The sequence below is a fragment of the Sulfurimicrobium lacus genome, from assembly GCF_011764585.1.
GTDB lineage: Bacteria > Pseudomonadota > Gammaproteobacteria > Burkholderiales > Sulfuricellaceae > Sulfurimicrobium > Sulfurimicrobium lacus.
Window position 1 is genome coordinate 3,014,738 of record NZ_AP022853.1, and the last position, 16,715, is coordinate 3,031,452.

At 61.0% G+C, this 16,715-nt stretch carries 22 protein-coding genes; 17 read left to right on the forward strand and 5 right to left on the reverse strand.

The features are described from left to right. Positions 1 to 23: 23 nt before the first annotated feature. The 6 genes from SKTS_RS14560 to SKTS_RS14585 all read left to right on the forward strand — a co-directional run bounded on the left by SKTS_RS14560 (position 24) and on the right by SKTS_RS14585 (position 5,953). Complete coding sequence (locus SKTS_RS14560; RefSeq protein ID WP_173066538.1) at positions 24 to 593, forward strand: peptidylprolyl isomerase; 570 nt, start codon at positions 24 to 26, stop codon at positions 591 to 593. Between the two features lie 27 nt (positions 594 to 620). Then, positions 621 to 1,505, forward strand: a complete 885-nt coding sequence (locus SKTS_RS14565) for a phosphate/phosphite/phosphonate ABC transporter substrate-binding protein (RefSeq protein WP_173066541.1) — start codon at positions 621 to 623, stop codon at positions 1,503 to 1,505. A 49-nt stretch (positions 1,506 to 1,554) separates the two neighbouring features. Next, the gene (locus tag SKTS_RS14570; protein ID WP_244617354.1) at positions 1,555 to 2,028 is read left to right on the forward strand and encodes a hypothetical protein; all 474 of its coding nucleotides are present in this window, start codon (positions 1,555 to 1,557) and stop codon (positions 2,026 to 2,028) included. Positions 2,029 to 2,115: 87 nt separating this feature from the next. Continuing rightward, positions 2,116 to 2,721: an SCO family protein gene (locus tag SKTS_RS14575; protein WP_173066543.1), complete on the forward strand. Its 606-nt coding sequence runs from the start codon at positions 2,116 to 2,118 to the stop codon at positions 2,719 to 2,721. A 73-nt stretch (positions 2,722 to 2,794) separates the two neighbouring features. Beyond that, positions 2,795 to 4,180, forward strand: a complete 1,386-nt coding sequence (gene cysS, locus SKTS_RS14580) for a cysteine--tRNA ligase (RefSeq protein WP_173066546.1) — start codon at positions 2,795 to 2,797, stop codon at positions 4,178 to 4,180. A gap of 150 nt (positions 4,181 to 4,330) precedes the next feature. Next, the gene (locus SKTS_RS14585) at positions 4,331 to 5,953 is read left to right on the forward strand and encodes a methyl-accepting chemotaxis protein (RefSeq protein WP_173066549.1); all 1,623 of its coding nucleotides are present in this window, start codon (positions 4,331 to 4,333) and stop codon (positions 5,951 to 5,953) included. 10 nt (positions 5,954 to 5,963) lie between these two features. On the opposite strand, the gene SKTS_RS14590 is transcribed toward SKTS_RS14585, so the two are convergent. Further along, complete coding sequence (locus SKTS_RS14590; RefSeq protein ID WP_173066552.1) at positions 5,964 to 6,728, reverse strand: GNAT family N-acetyltransferase; 765 nt, start codon at positions 6,726 to 6,728, stop codon at positions 5,964 to 5,966. 119 nt (positions 6,729 to 6,847) lie between these two features. Here SKTS_RS14590 and SKTS_RS14595 point away from each other — a divergent pair, with 119 nt between their 5' ends. From SKTS_RS14595 to SKTS_RS14605, 3 genes are read left to right on the forward strand one after another with little or no spacing between them, the layout of a single operon-like run. Then, entirely contained in the window at positions 6,848 to 9,421 is a 2,574-nt protein-coding gene (locus SKTS_RS14595) for a YgiQ family radical SAM protein (protein ID WP_173066555.1), read from the forward strand. A gap of 55 nt (positions 9,422 to 9,476) precedes the next feature. Next, on the forward strand, positions 9,477 to 9,755 hold the full coding sequence (locus SKTS_RS14600; RefSeq protein WP_173066558.1) for a type II toxin-antitoxin system RelE/ParE family toxin: 279 nt from the start codon (positions 9,477 to 9,479) through the stop codon (positions 9,753 to 9,755). Between the two features lie 11 nt (positions 9,756 to 9,766). Then, a complete protein-coding gene (locus tag SKTS_RS14605) occupies positions 9,767 to 10,066 on the forward strand; it encodes a HigA family addiction module antitoxin (RefSeq protein WP_173066562.1) in 300 nt (99 codons plus the stop codon). Positions 10,067 to 10,075: 9 nt separating this feature from the next. Here SKTS_RS14605 and SKTS_RS14610 read toward each other — a convergent pair whose 3' ends face one another. Further along, complete coding sequence (locus SKTS_RS14610) at positions 10,076 to 10,498, reverse strand: uracil-DNA glycosylase family protein (protein WP_244617355.1); 423 nt, start codon at positions 10,496 to 10,498, stop codon at positions 10,076 to 10,078. Positions 10,499 to 10,505: 7 nt separating this feature from the next. After that, entirely contained in the window at positions 10,506 to 10,649 is a 144-nt protein-coding gene (locus SKTS_RS19015) for a hypothetical protein (protein ID WP_244617356.1), read from the reverse strand. Between the two features lie 208 nt (positions 10,650 to 10,857). Between SKTS_RS19015 and SKTS_RS14615 the strand changes: the two genes are divergently transcribed. From SKTS_RS14615 to SKTS_RS14645, 7 genes are all read left to right on the forward strand, one after another. Next, entirely contained in the window at positions 10,858 to 11,106 is a 249-nt protein-coding gene (locus SKTS_RS14615) for a hypothetical protein (protein ID WP_173066565.1), read from the forward strand. Between the two features lie 150 nt (positions 11,107 to 11,256). After that, on the forward strand, positions 11,257 to 11,553 hold the full coding sequence (locus tag SKTS_RS14620; protein WP_173066568.1) for a type II toxin-antitoxin system RelE/ParE family toxin: 297 nt from the start codon (positions 11,257 to 11,259) through the stop codon (positions 11,551 to 11,553). 5 nt (positions 11,554 to 11,558) lie between these two features. After that, on the forward strand, positions 11,559 to 11,858 hold the full coding sequence (locus SKTS_RS14625) for an addiction module antidote protein (protein ID WP_173066571.1): 300 nt from the start codon (positions 11,559 to 11,561) through the stop codon (positions 11,856 to 11,858). Positions 11,859 to 11,915: 57 nt separating this feature from the next. After that, on the forward strand, positions 11,916 to 12,323 hold the full coding sequence (locus tag SKTS_RS14630) for a hypothetical protein (RefSeq protein ID WP_173066574.1): 408 nt from the start codon (positions 11,916 to 11,918) through the stop codon (positions 12,321 to 12,323). Between the two features lie 129 nt (positions 12,324 to 12,452). Then, positions 12,453 to 12,767, forward strand: a complete 315-nt coding sequence (locus SKTS_RS14635) for a type II toxin-antitoxin system RelE/ParE family toxin (protein ID WP_173066577.1) — start codon at positions 12,453 to 12,455, stop codon at positions 12,765 to 12,767. A gap of 3 nt (positions 12,768 to 12,770) precedes the next feature. Then, positions 12,771 to 13,055 (forward strand): helix-turn-helix domain-containing protein, encoded by a 285-nt coding sequence (locus SKTS_RS14640; protein WP_173066580.1) that lies wholly within the window; start codon positions 12,771 to 12,773, stop codon positions 13,053 to 13,055. Between the two features lie 24 nt (positions 13,056 to 13,079). Next, positions 13,080 to 13,499: a thioesterase family protein gene (locus tag SKTS_RS14645; protein WP_173066582.1), complete on the forward strand. Its 420-nt coding sequence runs from the start codon at positions 13,080 to 13,082 to the stop codon at positions 13,497 to 13,499. Positions 13,500 to 13,592: 93 nt separating this feature from the next. On the opposite strand, the gene SKTS_RS14650 is transcribed toward SKTS_RS14645, so the two are convergent. Further along, positions 13,593 to 13,763 carry a hypothetical protein gene (locus SKTS_RS14650; RefSeq protein WP_173066585.1) on the reverse strand — a complete coding sequence of 57 codons (171 nt, stop codon included), beginning with the start codon at positions 13,761 to 13,763 and terminating at the stop codon, positions 13,593 to 13,595. 253 nt (positions 13,764 to 14,016) lie between these two features. On the opposite strand from SKTS_RS14650, the gene SKTS_RS14655 reads away from it, so the two are divergent. Continuing rightward, complete coding sequence (locus SKTS_RS14655) at positions 14,017 to 14,718, forward strand: hypothetical protein (protein WP_173066588.1); 702 nt, start codon at positions 14,017 to 14,019, stop codon at positions 14,716 to 14,718. A gap of 21 nt (positions 14,719 to 14,739) precedes the next feature. Here the strand turns inward: SKTS_RS14655 and SKTS_RS14660 are convergent, their stop codons facing one another. Continuing rightward, positions 14,740 to 16,698, reverse strand: a complete 1,959-nt coding sequence (locus tag SKTS_RS14660) for a PhoX family protein (protein ID WP_173066590.1) — start codon at positions 16,696 to 16,698, stop codon at positions 14,740 to 14,742. Positions 16,699 to 16,715: the final 17 nt, after the last annotated feature.

Below are 16,715 nucleotides of genomic sequence, written 5' to 3' on the forward strand. Positions count from 1 at the left end.
CACTACATTCGGAGAGAAACCCAATGAAATCCCTTCGCCTCGTCACGCTGTTCTTCGCCCTGTGTCTTTCTCTCGGGGCCCATGCCGCCAACCCGACGGTCGAGATGAAAACCAACCTCGGCAGCTTCACGCTCGAACTCTACCCGGACAAGGCGCCGAAAACCGTCGAAAATTTCCTCAAATACGCCAGGAGCGGCTTTTACAAGGGCACGATCTTCCACCGCGTGATCGACAATTTCATGATCCAGGGCGGCGGCTTCGGCACCAACCTGCGCGAGAAAGACGCTTTTCCGCCGATCCAGAACGAAGCGACCAACGGACTCAAGAACGACATTTACACCATCGCCATGGCGCGCACCATGTACCCCCATTCCGCCGCGGCGCAGTTCTTCATCAACGTGAAGGACAACGCCTTCCTCAACCACACCGCCCCGACTCCGAACGGCTGGGGCTATGCCGTGTTCGGCAAAGTGGTGAAAGGACAGGACGTGGTGATGAAAATATCCAAAGTCAAAACCGGCGCGCGCGACCCGCTTCCTTCCGACGTGCCGCTGGAGAGCGTGGTAATCGAGGACGTAAAAATCATTCCTTAACAGACTTGCCAGACGGGAGTTATGAACATGGATAACGCAACCACAAAGGACCGTTTTTCCTTTATCAGAAAAACTCCGCTTTCCCTCCATAACCCCGTCGTCGCGCTGCTGCTTTGTCTGGCAAGCTTTTTTGCCACCAGTTTCAATGCCATGGCGCAAACCACCTACACCTTCGCGGTGGTTCCCCAATTCGAACAGCGCAAGCTGTTCGCGATCTGGAAACCCATCGTGGACGAGGTGGCGCAGCGCAGCGGCCTGTCGCTCAAACTGGTCGCGACGCTTTCGGTGCCGGAGTTCGAGCACGGCATTGGTCAGGGGGCTTTCGATTTCGTCTATGCGAACCCCTATCACATCATGAAAGTGAGTTCATCCCAGGGATACATTCCGCTGGTGCGCGACAGCGCACCCCTGCGCGGAATCCTGGTGGTGCGCAAGGACAGCCCCATCCATTCCCCGGCAGAACTGGACGGCAAGACCGTCGCCTTCCCCTCGCCGAATGCCATCGGCGCCAGCCTGCTGATGCGCGCCGATCTGGCCCGGTTATTCAAGGCCACGGTCAAGCCGCTCTACGTCAAGACGCACAGCTCGGTCTACCTGCACGTGGTCAACGGCCTGGCCAGCGCGGGCGGCGGGGTGGAAAAAACCCTGCAGGAACAGGACCCGAGCATACGCGACGCGCTCAAGGTGCTGTATACGACACGCGAGATGGCCTCTCACCCGATTGCCGCCCACCCGCGCGTGCCCAAGGAAGTCCGCGAAAAATTGCGCAGCGCTCTTTTGGAATTCGGCGCCACCAGGGAAGGACGCGAAATGCTCGCCAAGGTTCCGATGGAGCAGGTCGTATCCACCTCTATCGACGACTACGCCGCCATGCGCACCTGGGGACTGGAATCCCTGTGGGTCGATGAGTGATCCTCTTAGCACGTCGCGACCGCGTTTGACTTAATCAGAGGTTCCTAACGTGACCGTGTCCAACAAATCGCTCATCATCGCCATCGCCGCGCTCGCACTGGCCATCGCCGCCGCCGTCGCGGCCAAATTCCTGCTGGCGCCGCCCGGCGAGGTCACTTACACCGCCCCGCTCGACACCACCTGCGACCTGCAGGCCGGACCGTGCAGCAGCGCCATTCCGGGCGGCGGGCGCATCGAACTCGCCATTGCGCCGCGCCCCATCCCCCTGCTGCAACCGTTGCGCCTGAACGTCAAGGTGCAAGGCATGGAAGCCCGCGCGGTGGAGGTCGATTTGACCGGCGTGGACATGAACATGGGCTTTAACCGGCCCAAGCTGCAGCGCGACGGCAGCGGCCAGTTTTCCGGCCAGACCACCCTGCCGGTGTGCATCACCGGACGCATGGCGTGGCAGGCGGTGGTGGTGGTCACGGGCGACAAGGCCAAGGTGGCCGCGCCGTTCCGCTTCATCACCACGCACAACTGAGCGCGACATTTTGCCGCAGCGCATGCGGTCTGGCGTCACTGTAAAATTGGATATGCTGCTTTTTCATTTCAAACCGACGGCTTAATCATGACCAAGAAACTTCTGCTCGCCGCCGGCGCGGTGCTGGCCCTCCTCCTCGTCTGGGTCATCTGGTTCTGGCAACCCGCCGGCGACCGGGCACACCAGACGCTTTCCCTGGCCGCGGCCCCGATGGGCGGCGATTTCACCCTGCATTCGGCCGACGGGCCGGTTGCGCTCAAGGATCTGCGCGGCAAGGTGGTGCTGGTGTATTTCGGCTACACCTTCTGCCCGGATATCTGCCCGACCTCCCTCGCCTACACCTCGCAGGCGCTCGACATGCTGAGCAAGGATGAACTGGCGCGCACGCAGGTACTGTTCATCTCGGTCGACCCGGAACGCGACACGCTGGCAAAACTCAAGACCTACGCCACCTTCTTCCACCCCAACGTCCTCGGCATCACCGGTTCGCCGCAGGAAGTCGCCGCCGTTGCCAAGCTCTACGGCGCCAGCTACAGCAAGCAGAACACCGGCTCGGCCGGCGGCTACGTGGTGGACCATTCCGCCGCGACCTACGTGGTGGACCCGACCGGCAAGATGGTCGCCACCCTGCAGCACGGCACGCCCCCGGCGGAAGTAGCCAAGGCCATTCGCGCCGCCATGCAGGCAAAATGATTGCCCGGAGCTTGTAAAGCACTGTAGCCGTCCGACCTGCTAAAATGGCGCTTTTTCCAAATCGCCGTTCGCCATGCTGAAAATCTACAACTCCCTCGCCCGCGCCAAGCAGGATTTCGTCCCCATCGAACCCGGCAAGGTCCGCATGTACGTGTGCGGCATGACGGTGTACGACTATTGCCACCTCGGCCACGCGCGGGTGCTGGTGGTGTTCGACATGATCCAGCGCTGGCTCGGGGCCGAGGGTCTGGATGTCACCTACGTGCGCAACATCACCGACATCGACGACAAGATCATCAAGCGCGCCGCCGAGAACCATGAGCCCATCGACGCCCTGACCGGCCGCTTCATCGCCGCCATGGACGAGGACGCCGCCGCGCTGGGCGTGCAGAAGCCGGCGCACGAGCCGCGCGCCACGCAATACGTGCCGGGCATGATCGCCATGATCCAGGCGCTGATGGACAACGGGCTGGCCTACGTGGCGAAAAGCGGCGACGTGTGCTACTCCGTCCACGACTTCCCCGGCTACGGCAAACTCTCCGGCAAGTCGCTCGATGACCTGCGCGCCGGCGAACGGGTGGACGTGGCGGCAGGCAAAAACGACCCGCTCGACTTCGTGCTGTGGAAATCGGCCAAGCCCGGCGAGCCGCAATGGGACTCGCCGTGGGGCGCAGGCCGTCCGGGCTGGCACATCGAGTGCTCGGTGATGAGCGACGCGCTGCTGGGCGAGCATTTCGACATCCACGGCGGCGGCCAGGACCTGCAGTTCCCGCACCACGAGAACGAGATCGCCCAGTCCGAGGGCGCGCACGGCCACCAGCACGTCAACTACTGGATCCATAACGGCTTCGTGCGCGTGGACAACGAGAAGATGTCCAAGTCGCTGGGCAACTTCTTCACCATCCGCGAAGTGCTGGCGAAATATGATGCGGAAGTGGTGCGCTTCTTCATCCTGCGCGCCCACTACCGCAGCCCGCTGAACTACTCCGACCAGCATCTCGACGACGCCAAGGGCGCGCTGACGCGGCTTTATACCGCGCTAAAGAACGTCACCTCTCACCCATTACCCATCACCCCTTACGCCATTGACTGGAACAACGCCTACGCCGCCAAGTTCAGAAGCGCGATGGAAGACGATTTCAATACCCCGGAAGCCATGGCCGTGCTGTTTGACCTGGCCACCGAAGCCAACAAATCAGGCGATCTGCAACACGCCGCGCTGTTGCAGTCGCTGGGCGGCGTGCTCGGCCTGCTGCAGCGCGATCCCAACGAATTCCTGCAAGGCGGCGCAACGGATTCCGCCTACAGCCCGGAGCGCATCGAGCAGCTCATCGCCGACCGCGCCGCTGCCAAGCAGGCAAAAAATTATGCCGAGGCCGACCGCATCCGCAAGGAACTGGCCGACGTCAGCATATTGCTGGAAGACTCCCCCCAGGGAACGACCTGGCGCAAGGCTTGATTCCCGCGTCGCTTTTTCGCCGCTCCAAAACGGAGCGGCCCGAGACCCGTTTTGCCTGTACTTCTATTTTCGGGCAAAATGGCCCCTTGATTTCACAACAAATATCAATCTTCTTGCGACGGACCAGCAAATAATCAGGGGTAGAAAAAAATGCTGAAAAATTTAAGAGTCAAGAACCAGCTGTTCCTTTTCATGGGTGTGACTTTTCTACTCTTCACCGTCGCCATCGTCGTTGCCCTGATGAGCCTTAACAATACGCGGGGCCGCTTCAACCAGTTCGTCGACCACGACCTTTCGCTGCAGCTGGCCTTTTCCGACATGTATGCCCAGGGGCTCCAGATGGGGCAGGCGATGCGCAACATCCAGCTCGACCCGACCAACCGCAAGGCTTACGACAATCTCAACAAGGCCATGAGCGATTTCGAGGGGGCGGCGGAAAGTGCGCGCCAGCTGGCCGCATCCGATCCCGCCATGGTGACCACGCTGGAACGAATTACCGAGTTGCGCAAGAAACAGAAGGCGTCCCAGGAAAAAATCGTGGCGCTGGTTACGGCCGGCGACCTGGAGCAGGCGAAGGGCCTGCTCAACAAGGAAGAAACCCCGCTGTGGCGCGATATCAAGCAGGTCATTCTGGACAGCCTGAAGGCGATCAGCGAGGAAACCGCCCGCACCAAGCGCGACGTCGACAACAGCGCCAGCAGGGGCATCACGCTCAGCATCATTCTGGGCCTGGTCGCAGTGGTGGCCGGGCTGGGCATTTCCCTCGCCATTGCACGCAACCTCGCCGGCCAGATCTGCGACCTGAACCGCTCGATGAAGGAGCTGGCCGAGGGAGAGGGCGATCTGACCAAGCGCATCGCGGTCGAAGGCAGCAATGAACTGGCTGAAACCGCCCAGGCCTTCAACCGCTTCATGGACGGCCTGTTGCAGATCGAAAGAACCGTCATGTCCAGCGCCGACGAAGTGGCGTCAGCGGCGGCGGACATGACCAGGCTGACGCAGCACATCGCGGACAGTTCGCACCAGCAGAGCGAGGCAGCCGCCACTACCGCGGCCGCCGTGGAAGAAATGACCGTCAGCATCTCGCAGGTGGCGGAGCACGCCCAGGTAGCCAAAAACAATGCCGAAGACGCGGCCCGTCTTTCCGCGTCCGGCGAGAGCCTGCTCGGCAACGCCACCAGCGAAATGCACCACATTGCCGAAACGGTGCTCGACGCCGCCGCGCGCATCCAGTTGCTGCGTCAGCATTCCGAGCAGATCAGCGGGATTGCCAACGTGATCAAGGAAATCGCCGACCAGACCAACCTGCTGGCCCTGAATGCCGCCATCGAGGCGGCACGGGCCGGCGAGCAGGGGCGCGGATTCGCGGTGGTGGCGGACGAAGTGCGCAAGCTTGCGGAACGCACCGGGACCGCGACCAACGAGATCAAGGCCATGATCGAAACGGTCCAGAACGAAACCCAGAACGCCGTGAGCGGCATGGAGGCCGGCAGCCAGCAGGTGGAAAGCGGGGTGCGGACCGTCAATCTCCTGGTGGAGCCGCTACGTACCCTGAATGAAGGCGCAGCCGCGACACTGATGCACCTAGTGGACCTGGCATCCGCCTCCAGGGAGCAGGACACCGCCAGCACCCTGATCGCCCAGCAACTGGAACGCATCGCGCAAATGGCTGAGCAAAGCAGCCACGCCACCGATCAGGCTTCGCAAGCGGCGAGCCGGATGGAACGGCTCGCCGTCACACTGAAAAGCTCCGTCAGCCAGTTCAAGCTATAAGCCCCGGCTGCTACGAGACTTCCCGCTTGAGGAAATGCCGCGCATGGCGCCGGCTGAGATGCGCCAGCGGCAGCAGCACCAGCAGGTCGGCGGTGTTGAAATCCGGGTCCCAGGCCGGGTCGCCGCAGATATAGGCGCCGAGGCGCAGGTAGCCCTTGATCAGCGGCGGCAGCGACGGGTTCAGTTCGCGGTTGAGGGCGGCCAGCGGCAAGGGGTTGCGCGGGCGCACGCGCCACTCCACCGGGCTCATGTTGTCGATCTTGATGCGCTCGAACAGGCTGGCGGCGGCATGCCCGCCATCGGCCATGCTGATGCTGGCGCAGCCGATGAGGTACTCGTAGCCGCCGCGCTCCATGTATTCCGCCAGACCGGCCCACAGCAGGGTGATGACCGCGCCGCTGCGGTAGTCCGGGTGCACGCAGGAGCGCCCCACTTCCACCATGCGGTCGCTCAGATGGGCGATGCGCGTCAGGTCGAACTCGCCCTCCGAATAGAAGCCGCCGATCTTGCGCGCCTTTTCCGGGCTCAGGATGCGGTAGGTGCCGACCACTTCGTTGCTGTCGCCGTCGCGCACCAGCAGATGATCGCAGTAGGGGTCGAAAATATCTTCGTCGACGCCGGCCTTGCGGGTCGACAGTCGCGCCCCCATCTCCTCGGCGAAGACCTTGTAGCGCAGGCGCTGCGCCTCCTCGATATCGGCGGCGTTCTGGGCGAAGCAGTAGAACAGCTTGGTATCGCGGCGCGGCGCTACCTGGGGTTGTTGGCTCAGCAACATTAGGTTCTCCTCCTGATGATGTCGAGGCAACGATAAAGAGCGGCGATGACGCCGAAATGACTGCAACGTTAAGTTTTTATGACCGCCCGAACCAAGCCTTTGAGACTAAAATAGCACTCATGCAAACCGTACCCGCCATCACCTCCCACCGCAAATACTGGGCCAAACGCTTCGGCACCGCGCCGTTCCTGCCCACCTCGCGCGAGGAAATGGAAGCGCTCGGCTGGGACAGCTGCGACATCATCATCGTCACCGGCGACGCCTACATCGACCACCCCAGCTTCGGCATGGCGCTGGTCGGGCGCCTGCTGGAAGACCAGGGCTTCCGCGTCGGCGTCATCAGCCAGCCGGACTGGCACAGCCCGGCGGCGTTCAAGAAACTGGGCAAGCCCAACCTGTTCTTCGGCGTCACCGCCGGCAACATGGATTCGATGGTCAACCGCTACACCTCGGACCGCAAGATCCGCTCCGACGACGCCTACACCCCCGACGCCACGCCCGACAAGCGCCCCGACCGCGCCGTGATCGTCTACTCGCAGCGCTGCCGCGAGGCCTATCCCAAGGCCAATATCGTGATCGGCAGCATCGAGGCCAGCCTGCGCCGCATCGCCCACTACGACTACTGGTCCGACAAGGTGCGACGCTCGGTGCTGCCCGACTCCAAGGCCGACATGCTGATCTACGGCAACGCCGAGCGCGCACTGGTCGACCTCTCCCACCGCCTCGCCGCCGGGGAAGCCATCGCCGAGATCACCGACCTGCGCGGCACCGCTTTCATGCGCTCAAATCCCCCCCCGCCCCCCTTTGACAAAGGGGGGAGTTCCGGCTGGACGGAAGTGGATTCCACTTCCGTCGAGGAACCACCTCACTCATCGCCCGAGAAAAGAATTCCCTCTCCCCCGCAAGCGGGGGAGGGCCGGGGAGAGGGAAAACACCCAGCCCCGCCCAGGCATCTGGCGGTAGACATTCTGGCCTTTGCCCGAGAACTGCGCATCCACCAGACCGATGCCGAGGAACTGCTGTGGGGAACCCTGCGCGCGAAGCGCTTCTTCAATCTGAAATTCCGCCGCCAGCATCCAGTCGGGCGCTACATTCTGGATTTTTTCTGCGCCGAGAAAAACCTGGCCATCGAGCTTGATGGCGGACAGCATGCCGAACAGGTTCAACACGACGAGGAACGTTCCAAATTCCTGCAGGAGCAAGGGATCAAGGTTCTGCGCTTCTGGAATAACGATGTTTTGCAACAGACGGAATCGGTTCTGGAAAGCTTGATGGGGGCACTCGGTCTGGCTTTGCCCTCTCCCCCAGCCCCTCTCCCGCTTGCGGGCGAGGGGAGTCCAGTAGTGTTCCACCCCAAACCCAAGCTGGACCGCACTCACACCTTCGTCCGCATCCCGTCCTACGAGCAGGTCAAGGACGACGCGGTGCTCTACGCCCACGCCTCGCGCATCCTGCATCTCGAATCCAACCCCGGCAACGCCCGCGCCCTGGTTCAAGCGCACGGCGAGCGCGACGTGTGGCTCAACCCGCCGCCGATCCCGCTCACCACGGCGGAAATGGACCACGTCTACGGCCTGCCCTACGCCCGCCGCCCGCATCCGTCCTACGGCGAAGCGCGCATCCCGGCCTTCGAGATGATCCGCTTCTCGATCAACATCATGCGCGGCTGCTTCGGCGGCTGCACTTTCTGCTCCATCACCGAGCACGAAGGGCGCATCATCCAGAGCCGCTCGGAGCAGTCCATCCTGCACGAGATCGAGGAAATCCGCGACAAGACGCCGGGCTACACCGGCACCATCTCGGACTTGGGCGGCCCGACCGCCAACATGTACCGGCTGCACTGCAAGGACGAGAAAATCGAATCCGCCTGCCGCCGCCTGTCCTGCGTGTTTCCCGACATCTGCGTCAACATGGGCACCGACCACGGCCCGCTGGTGCAGCTCTACCGCAAGGCGCGCGCCATTCCCGGCGTCAAGCGGGTGCTGATCGGCTCCGGCGTGCGCTACGACCTGGCGGTGAAAAGCCCGGAATACGTCAAGGAACTGGTGACCCACCACGTCGGCGGCTACCTCAAGATCGCCCCCGAGCACACCGAGCCCGGCCCGCTGTCGAAAATGATGAAGCCCGGCATCGGCACCTACGACAAGTTCAAGGCGATGTTCGAGAAATTCTCGAAAGAAGCGGGCAAGGAACAGTACCTCATCCCCTACTTCATCGCCGCCCACCCCGGCACCACCGACGAGGACATGCTCAACCTGGCGCTATGGCTCAAAGCCAACGGCTTCCGCCCCGACCAGGTGCAGGCCTTCCTGCCCACCCCGATGGCGCTGGCCTCGACCATGTACCACACCCACCGCAACCCGCTGAAGAAAGTCACGCGCAGCAGCGAGGAGGTGCCCATCCCCATGGGCGACCGCCAGCGCCGCCTGCACAAAGCTTTCTTGCGCTACCACGACGCCAACAACTGGCCGCTGCTACGCGAAGCCCTCAAGCGCATGGGTCGCAGCGACCTGATCGGCAACGGCAAGAAGCACCTGGTTCCCTACTGGCAGCCCGCCGGCACGGGGACCGCGGCGGAAGGCACGCGCCGCCCCGGCCAGCAGGCTCAGGCGGAAAAAAAACCTACGCCTACCACAACGCGTCCACGCGCTGCCGCAAAGCCGGTAAAAGGTTCTGCTCGAACCAGGGGTTGAGTCCCGAGGAATACGCTCGCTTGACATTACTAACGTACTGCGTTAGTGTTTTGCCGTGATCTCGACATTCAAATGCGCCGACACCGAAAACCTGTTCAACGGCAGGCGCTCGGCCCGTTTCAAAAACATCGAGTCGGTGGCCATGCGCAAGCTGGCAATGCTGAATCGCGCGGAAAAGCCTGAAGATCTGCGCATCCCGCCCGGCAACCGGCTGGAGCAACTTTCCGGCAACCGCGCGGGTCAATACAGCATCCGCATCAACGATCAGTGGCGGCTATGCTTCCGCTTCGAAGGTGGCCATGCCCACGACGTCGAGATCGTCGATTACCATTGAGGAAATAAACCATGCGCGAAGTCGCTTACCCAACCCCCGGCGAAATCCTGCTGGAAGAATTCCTGAAGCCGATGGGCATCACCCAGTACCGGCTGGCGAAGGAAATTTGCGTACCGCAGCGGCGCATCGGCGAAATCGTTGCCGGGAAACGCGCCATCACCGTCGATACCGGACTTCGCCTGTCGCGCTTTTTCGGCATGAGCGACGGTTTCTGGATCGGCCTGCAAACCGATTACGACACGGCTCAGGCAAAAGACGCGCTGGCGGATGTACTGTCGCGGATTCACCGTTTCGAACCGGCGCATGCCTGATTCACTTCACTACCACAGCGCGTCCACGCGCTGCCGCAAAGCCGGCAAAACGTCCTGCTCGAACCAGGGGTTGAGTTTAAACCAGCGCTGATTGCGCGGGCTGGGGTGCGGCAAGGGGAAGAATTCCGGCAGATATTCCTGCCATGCCTGCACGGTGGCGCCCAGCGTCTTCTTGGCGCGCTTGCCGAGGTAATAAGCCTGCGCGTAGCTGCCGACCAGCAGCGTCAACTGCAGATTCGGCATCTGGGCGCGCAATTGCGGGTGCCACAGCGGCGCGCATTCCGGACGCGGCGGCAGATCGCCGTGCTCGCCGGTGCCGGGATAGCAGAAAGCGGTCGGAATGATCGCGATGCGCCGCTCGTCGTAAAACACCTCGCGCGACATGTTCAGCCAGAGCCGCAGCCGGTCGCCGGAAGGATCGTTCCACGGCACCCCCGTCTCATGCACCCGCCGCCCCGGCGTGCCCCACGATCATCAGCCGCGCGCTTTCCACCGCGCGCAATACCGGCTTCGGCCCGAGTGGCAGATGCGCCTCGCACACGCGGCAGGCGCGGACTTGCTTCAGTAAGGCATCAAGACTCATAGAGATTGCAATGGAGCGGCTTGCCATGCTGGGAGATATGACGTTTAATTCCGACAGGATGGATGCCGTCTTTATCTAGGTTGCTTGCCGCGTTCACAAAAATAATGGCTTATAAAACAATTATATTTGATATTAATTCAGGATCATACGGCGGTCGCTCGCCAGATTATATTTCACTAATGACGTCGAATTTATGTTGGGAGACATGATGACCGAAACCGAAGCCATCCGAGACAAACTTGAAGCGCTTGCCGGATCGCATGCCGCATTGTTCGCGGCTGTTGGCGTCCTGCTTCAACAACAATATGGCAATCGCAAAATAATCGCGTCTCTTGAAGAAGCTCTTGAGAACAGCAAGGCTTCTTTGTTGCAATCGTCTGCAACTGATCGTCAGATTGCTGCATTCGACGACGTTGCTCTGCTCGTTCTATCAATATCCGGGCAGCAGCCCGCGTAGGGCGTGAGCAGTCGCGAATTAAAGGGCTCAGCTTGGGATTAATTTATAGGGCAACGAACGATGAAAATCGTGGCGGCCAACTCAAACAATGGCCCCTCAGAACGGCGCGCATGGCATTGACAACATGTAGCCATATGGCTACATTAACTTATGATTGAAATCCGCAAAACTGGCCTTTTCGCTCAATGGCTGGACGCGTTGTGCGATCTTCAGGCGAGAGCGCGCGTCCAAACAAGAATCGAACGGCTCGCGGCGGGAAACCCTGGAGATGTCGAGCCGGTTGGCGAAGGTGTCTCGGAATTGCGAATCAACTACGGTCCCGGCTACCGGGTATATTTCAAGCAGCGAGGGCGAGAGCTGATTATTCTGCTGGCTGGCGGGGACAAGAGTACCCAAGCCAAAGACATCAAGACCGCCTTGCGCCTCGCACGTAATCTTTCGGAGTAGCAACCATGACCAAGACTGTTACCACCCGCTATGACGTCGCTGAACACCTCAGAACCCCAGAGGAAATGGCTGCTTATCTTGAAGCCTGCCTTGAAGAAGCCAACGGGGATGCTGCATTCATCGCCAAGGCACTTGGCGACATTGCTCGCGCCAAGGGTATGTCGCAGGTCGCGCGCGATGCCGGACTGTCCCGCGAAAGCCTTTACAAGGCGCTTTCCGGTGAGCGTAGCCCGGGCTTCGATACCATCCTTAAAGTCATCGGCGCGCTTGGGCTGAAGTTGCATGCCGAAGCCGGTCACAACTGACCAAAGTGCCCAACCTGTAACATATCCCTCATCGCCTCACCCCTTCCCGGAGCCCCCATGGACAATCCATTCCAGCCGCCCCTTTCGAATGTCGACGATATTTTCGATGGCGAAAACAACTCGGGCGGCGGCAAGGGCATCGTTCCTCCTCCCGGCGTAAAGGGCTGGAGCTGGGGCGCGTTCCTGCTCAACTGGATATGGGCGATTGCCAACAAGACGTGGATCGGGTTGCTGTGTGTCATCCCTTACATCGGATTTGTCGTCTCGGTCTACCTGGGATTCAAAGGCCGGGAACTGGCTTGGAAGAACAAGCGCTGGGACAGTATCGAGCACTTCGAGCGCGTACAGAAAAAGTGGTCGTTTTGGGCTGTGTTTCTCATCTTTGGCGTTGCCGGGCTGGGCATCGCAGCGGCCATTGCCATCCCGGCCTATCAGCAGTACGTTCACCACGCACGTTTGGGTTAATCGGGTCGGGGCCGACCCCATCATGGCATGAGACCTCAGGGTCAAACTCGATAATTCCTTGCCAGTGTCCCCCTTCATTTTTATCAAAGTACTTTAATAAATTATCAAAGTATTGATATAATTCCCTCCATGAAAAAGCTGCGTTTTGTTGGCTCAAGTCTGGATGACCTTAAAAACTTCCCCGCCGAAGCCCGGCGCGATGCGGGCTTTGAGCTGGATGCCGTGCAGCGCGGGCTGATGCCTTCTGATTTCAGGCCGATGCTGAACATCGGCTCAGGCACTTATGAAATTCGCCTGCATGTATTGGGTGAGTGGCGGGTGATTTATGTGGCCAAGATGGCGGATGCGGTGTATGTGCTGCATGCCTTCCAGAAGAAAACGCAGAGGACGCGGCGCGAAAATATCGAGCTGGCGGCCCGTCGGTATCAACAGATAGGAGGATGAATCATGGATAAAGAGCCGATTGTTGAATCGTCCGGAAATGTATTCGCCGATTTGGGTTTTTCCCCGGAAGAGGCGGCGTTGCTGGCGATGCGCGCCGAGTTGATGGCACGGCTGCGCGAAACCATCGCCAGCTCCGGCTGGACGCAGGCCGAAGCTGCGGTACGTTTGGGCATCGGGCAATCGAGAGTATCCGACCTGGTACGCGGCAAGCGCGACAAGTTCAGCCTGGACATGCTGGTAACGCTTGCGACCCGCGCTGGACGGAGAGTTGCGCTGGCCGTTTCTTGAGTTCTTGAGGGGGAAAACACAGCGATGAAAGACACGCTCAAACCCGGCATCCGCTACCAGCACAAGTTCGTGGTGCCGACTTCCAAGACCGTTCCGGCGCTCTACCCGGAAGCGGAAGAATTCGTGGCCATGCCGGAAGTGTTCGCGACCGGCTTTCTGGTCGGCTTTCTGGAGTGGGCCTGCATCAAGGCCATCAACCCCCATCTCGACTGGCCGAGAGAGCAGTCAGTAGGCACTCACATCGATGTCAGCCACGAGGCTGCGACGCCGCCCGGACTGGAGGTCACGGCAAGTGTGGAATTGCTGGAGGTGGACGGTCGCCGATTGCTCTTCGCCGTGGAGGCGCACGATGGCGTGGATGTGATTTCCCGGGGGCGCCACGAGCGCTTCGTCATCAACAAGGAAAAGTTCGACGCCAAGGTGGGCGAGAAAAAGCCGAAATAGCTCAATGCCGCGACCGGGCACGGGGGAACAAACCGCGGCTTTTTCGCCTGCCCGGCGACCGGACGCCGCAGCCTGTTCCCCCAACACCGTCGGTTACATTGCGGTGAAATCGAGGTCCAGGTGCGGCGAGTCTGCGTCCACCATGTTCTGGTCGATCATCTCCCAGGTGTCTTCATCGATGATGTCTTCGGCGGGGTGGTGCGCAAAGGCCGAAAACGAGGTGAGCAAGGAAGCGAGTACTGCAATTTGAAGTGCTTTTTTCATCATCTAATTCCTGTAAATTTTAAAAAATCAAACGCTCATTCAAGACGCTGCGTTCGCCTGTCGGGCGGCTGAAACGCTGTCATGACCGTTGATGTGAGGCATCATAGGAAAAAGAGGTTTCCGGGCTATATCGCGCGTGTAACAAGATGTAACGAGTTATTTCAATGGCGGGCGGCGACCTGAAAGTCGATAATGCCCACCCAATTCCGGCCCGTCATGGGGCCATGTCGGCTGCTTTCACAGGAGAAGAATTTTGCGGCATTTGCTTGTTGGACTTCTGGCAATTCTTTCAGCGTCGATTTCCGTCCCGGCCGTCGGGCAGGGGAAATTCGAGCTGAGCGGACAGGCTTACCGGATGCAATGGCCGGCGGGAAAGTGGAACGGGAAGCATGCTTTCCCCAATGTGTATTGCACCACCTTCCCGACGCCGGAAAAAGCACTGAATCTCCGGCATGCGTTTTTCAACGGCGGCGCCATTTATCTGACCGACGTCGTGTATCCGGACAAGCTGTTTGCCGTCATCGCCGTATCGACGGTGCCATCCAGCCAGAGCTCGGAAGAGGCTCTGGAAAAAATCCTCAACAACGAGCGTAAAAACGAGGCCGAATTAAGGAAGGCAGGGTTGGGCTACAGCGTAAGCGAGCTTCCGGGGGATTTCGGGCCGACAGTCGGGATCGTCGCAAAGAACCCGACTGCCGGGGACGAAAACGGGCCTTTCCCGTTGACGCGCTCGTTTATCACCAACCCGAAACAACCCATCGTCAGCTTGTCGGTGCACCGGCTTTTCGTGCGCGGGCACGACCGTTTCGAGCTGGCCGTGCTCCAGCTCGCCCCGCAGCCGTCCACCGAAACCACCGAGGCGGAGATGACGGCCAGGCTTACCGCGATGGCTGACGAAATGGTCCAGTCCCTGCAAAAATGCACCGCTTCGATACCGGTCAGGGCGCCGAAGTGACGCGCCCTGCCCTTTATTCCGCTAGTGAGCGCTAACGCTTAGCTGCCCGAGCGGGATGTAGCCGACCGTGCCGCGCTTGTCCACCAGGCCGGCCATATCCTTCTTGACTGCATCCGGATACTTGCTCAGGTCCTCGTCCGCGCCGGGGTGCTGCACGTTGGCCATGATGTAGGCGAAACCGTCTGCCGTCACCGCGGGAGCCAGCCCGGTCCACTCCGCGCCGATCGGGGCGGATGCCAGACGCGTCGGCTGCTGCGTGCGAACGTCGATGGCCCACAGGAAATTGTTCAGGTGCCTATTGCTGTCTTCACCCACGAACAGCGTGTGCATCTGCGGCGAATACTTGATGTTGTCCGGGTTGCTCACCTTGCCGGTGTCGCACTTGTCGTACTGGCTGCTGCCCGGCGTGGCGGCGGATTTGTTGCTGCCGGTAATCAGCGCGCTGGTGTTGCCGGCCACCCACTGGCTGGCGATCGGCTTGCCCATGCTGTCCTTGGCCTGCGGCACCAGTTCGGACTGGTAAACCACGCCGCAGACCAGGTCGCCATTGGGGTCGTCGAGCGAAATGTCATCCTGCGGGCGGTTGCCGTTCTTGCCTGCGGGCATCCCGCCTTCGGCATATGAAATGGCGAAATACAGCTTGCGGTCCTGCTGGTTCGATGTCAGCCCTTCCATCTTGGTGAATTCCGTCGTGGCGCCCTGGTAGGCCGCATAGCGCCGCGTTTCCAGGAACGCCGCCGCGTGGTCCATACCCGGCTTGAGCTTGAGGTATTCGAGCTGGGTCACCCCGCCGGTGCCGGTATACACGTAAACCGGGCGGTAGCCGGAATATTGCGCGGGGTTGGCGCGGTAGGACGCTTCGGTGACATGCTCGAAAATGTCGGAAAAACCCACTTTGCTCCGGATCATGGCGCGCACCTGCTTGTCCGTCGCATGTCCCAGGCGAATCCATCCCATCTGCGCCTTGCCGCCGTTGCTGCCGTCGGTTTGCTGCCATTTGGCCGCGTACAGCGTGCCGGCGCTCAGGTCGCCGGCACGGTCGGCCACGTACATGCCCATCATCACGTCCCGCCCGTCATCGCTCAGGTAAACGGTGCGCCGGTCCGGCATGACCGTGCCCAGCTCGTGCGAGAAACGTCCCATGGAATAGTGTTTGGCGATGCGCCCGGAGCCGTCCGCCTTGACCTTCACTTCGGTGATGAAACCATAGGCATAGGGGTTGGCGCCGCCGTCGCGCGCCACCTTGCCGGGCGTGCCGAGGTACAGGTTCATCGCTTCCAGCGGGGTGCGTTCGAAGGTGCGGCCATCCGGCTCGTATTCCTCGCTGCCGAGGTGCGTGTTCCACGGCGTTTTTTCGCCGGCGCAGGGCGTCCATAAGCCATCCACCGCTTTCATGTCGACATTCGTCAGGCGGGTAGCCTTGAGTTCGCCGCTCGCCTTGTCCCGCGCCAGCGTGGCGACATTGATGGCCATCGGCAGTTTGCCGTACAGGTTTACCTTGGCTTCGCCGCCACCCACGGCAGGTGCATCGGTGTCGTATTCGAAATGGCTCACCAGGAACAGGGCCGGCTGCTTGCCTGCGCGCGCCGGCAGCTCGATCAGCGAGTTGGCGTCCGGCCCCTTGGCGTAGAACGGCCCCCGGCCCTCGCGGGCCAGCTCGTCATGGCTGGAAATCATCAGGGGTTTGCCCTCGCCGGTGACGATCTGCCCGGCGGGCCAGCCCGCCACCTCTTCCCCGGAACGGTACAGCACGTGGTACGCCAACGGCAGGGAGTACTGGCTTCCGTCCCCGCGGGTAACGGCGACATGGCCGTTGCTGTGAACCCTGGTCATTTCCGCTTCCCCATGGGGCGCGGAGGTTTCCTGGAACTGCACGGACTGCACCGCGTCCGCGGCATAAGCCGTCGAGCCGAACACCGACAACAAGGCTATCAGCAGCGGCTTGACGCGATTTTTGTATTTAACATTCTTGGTATTCATTGGGCACTTACCTTCGC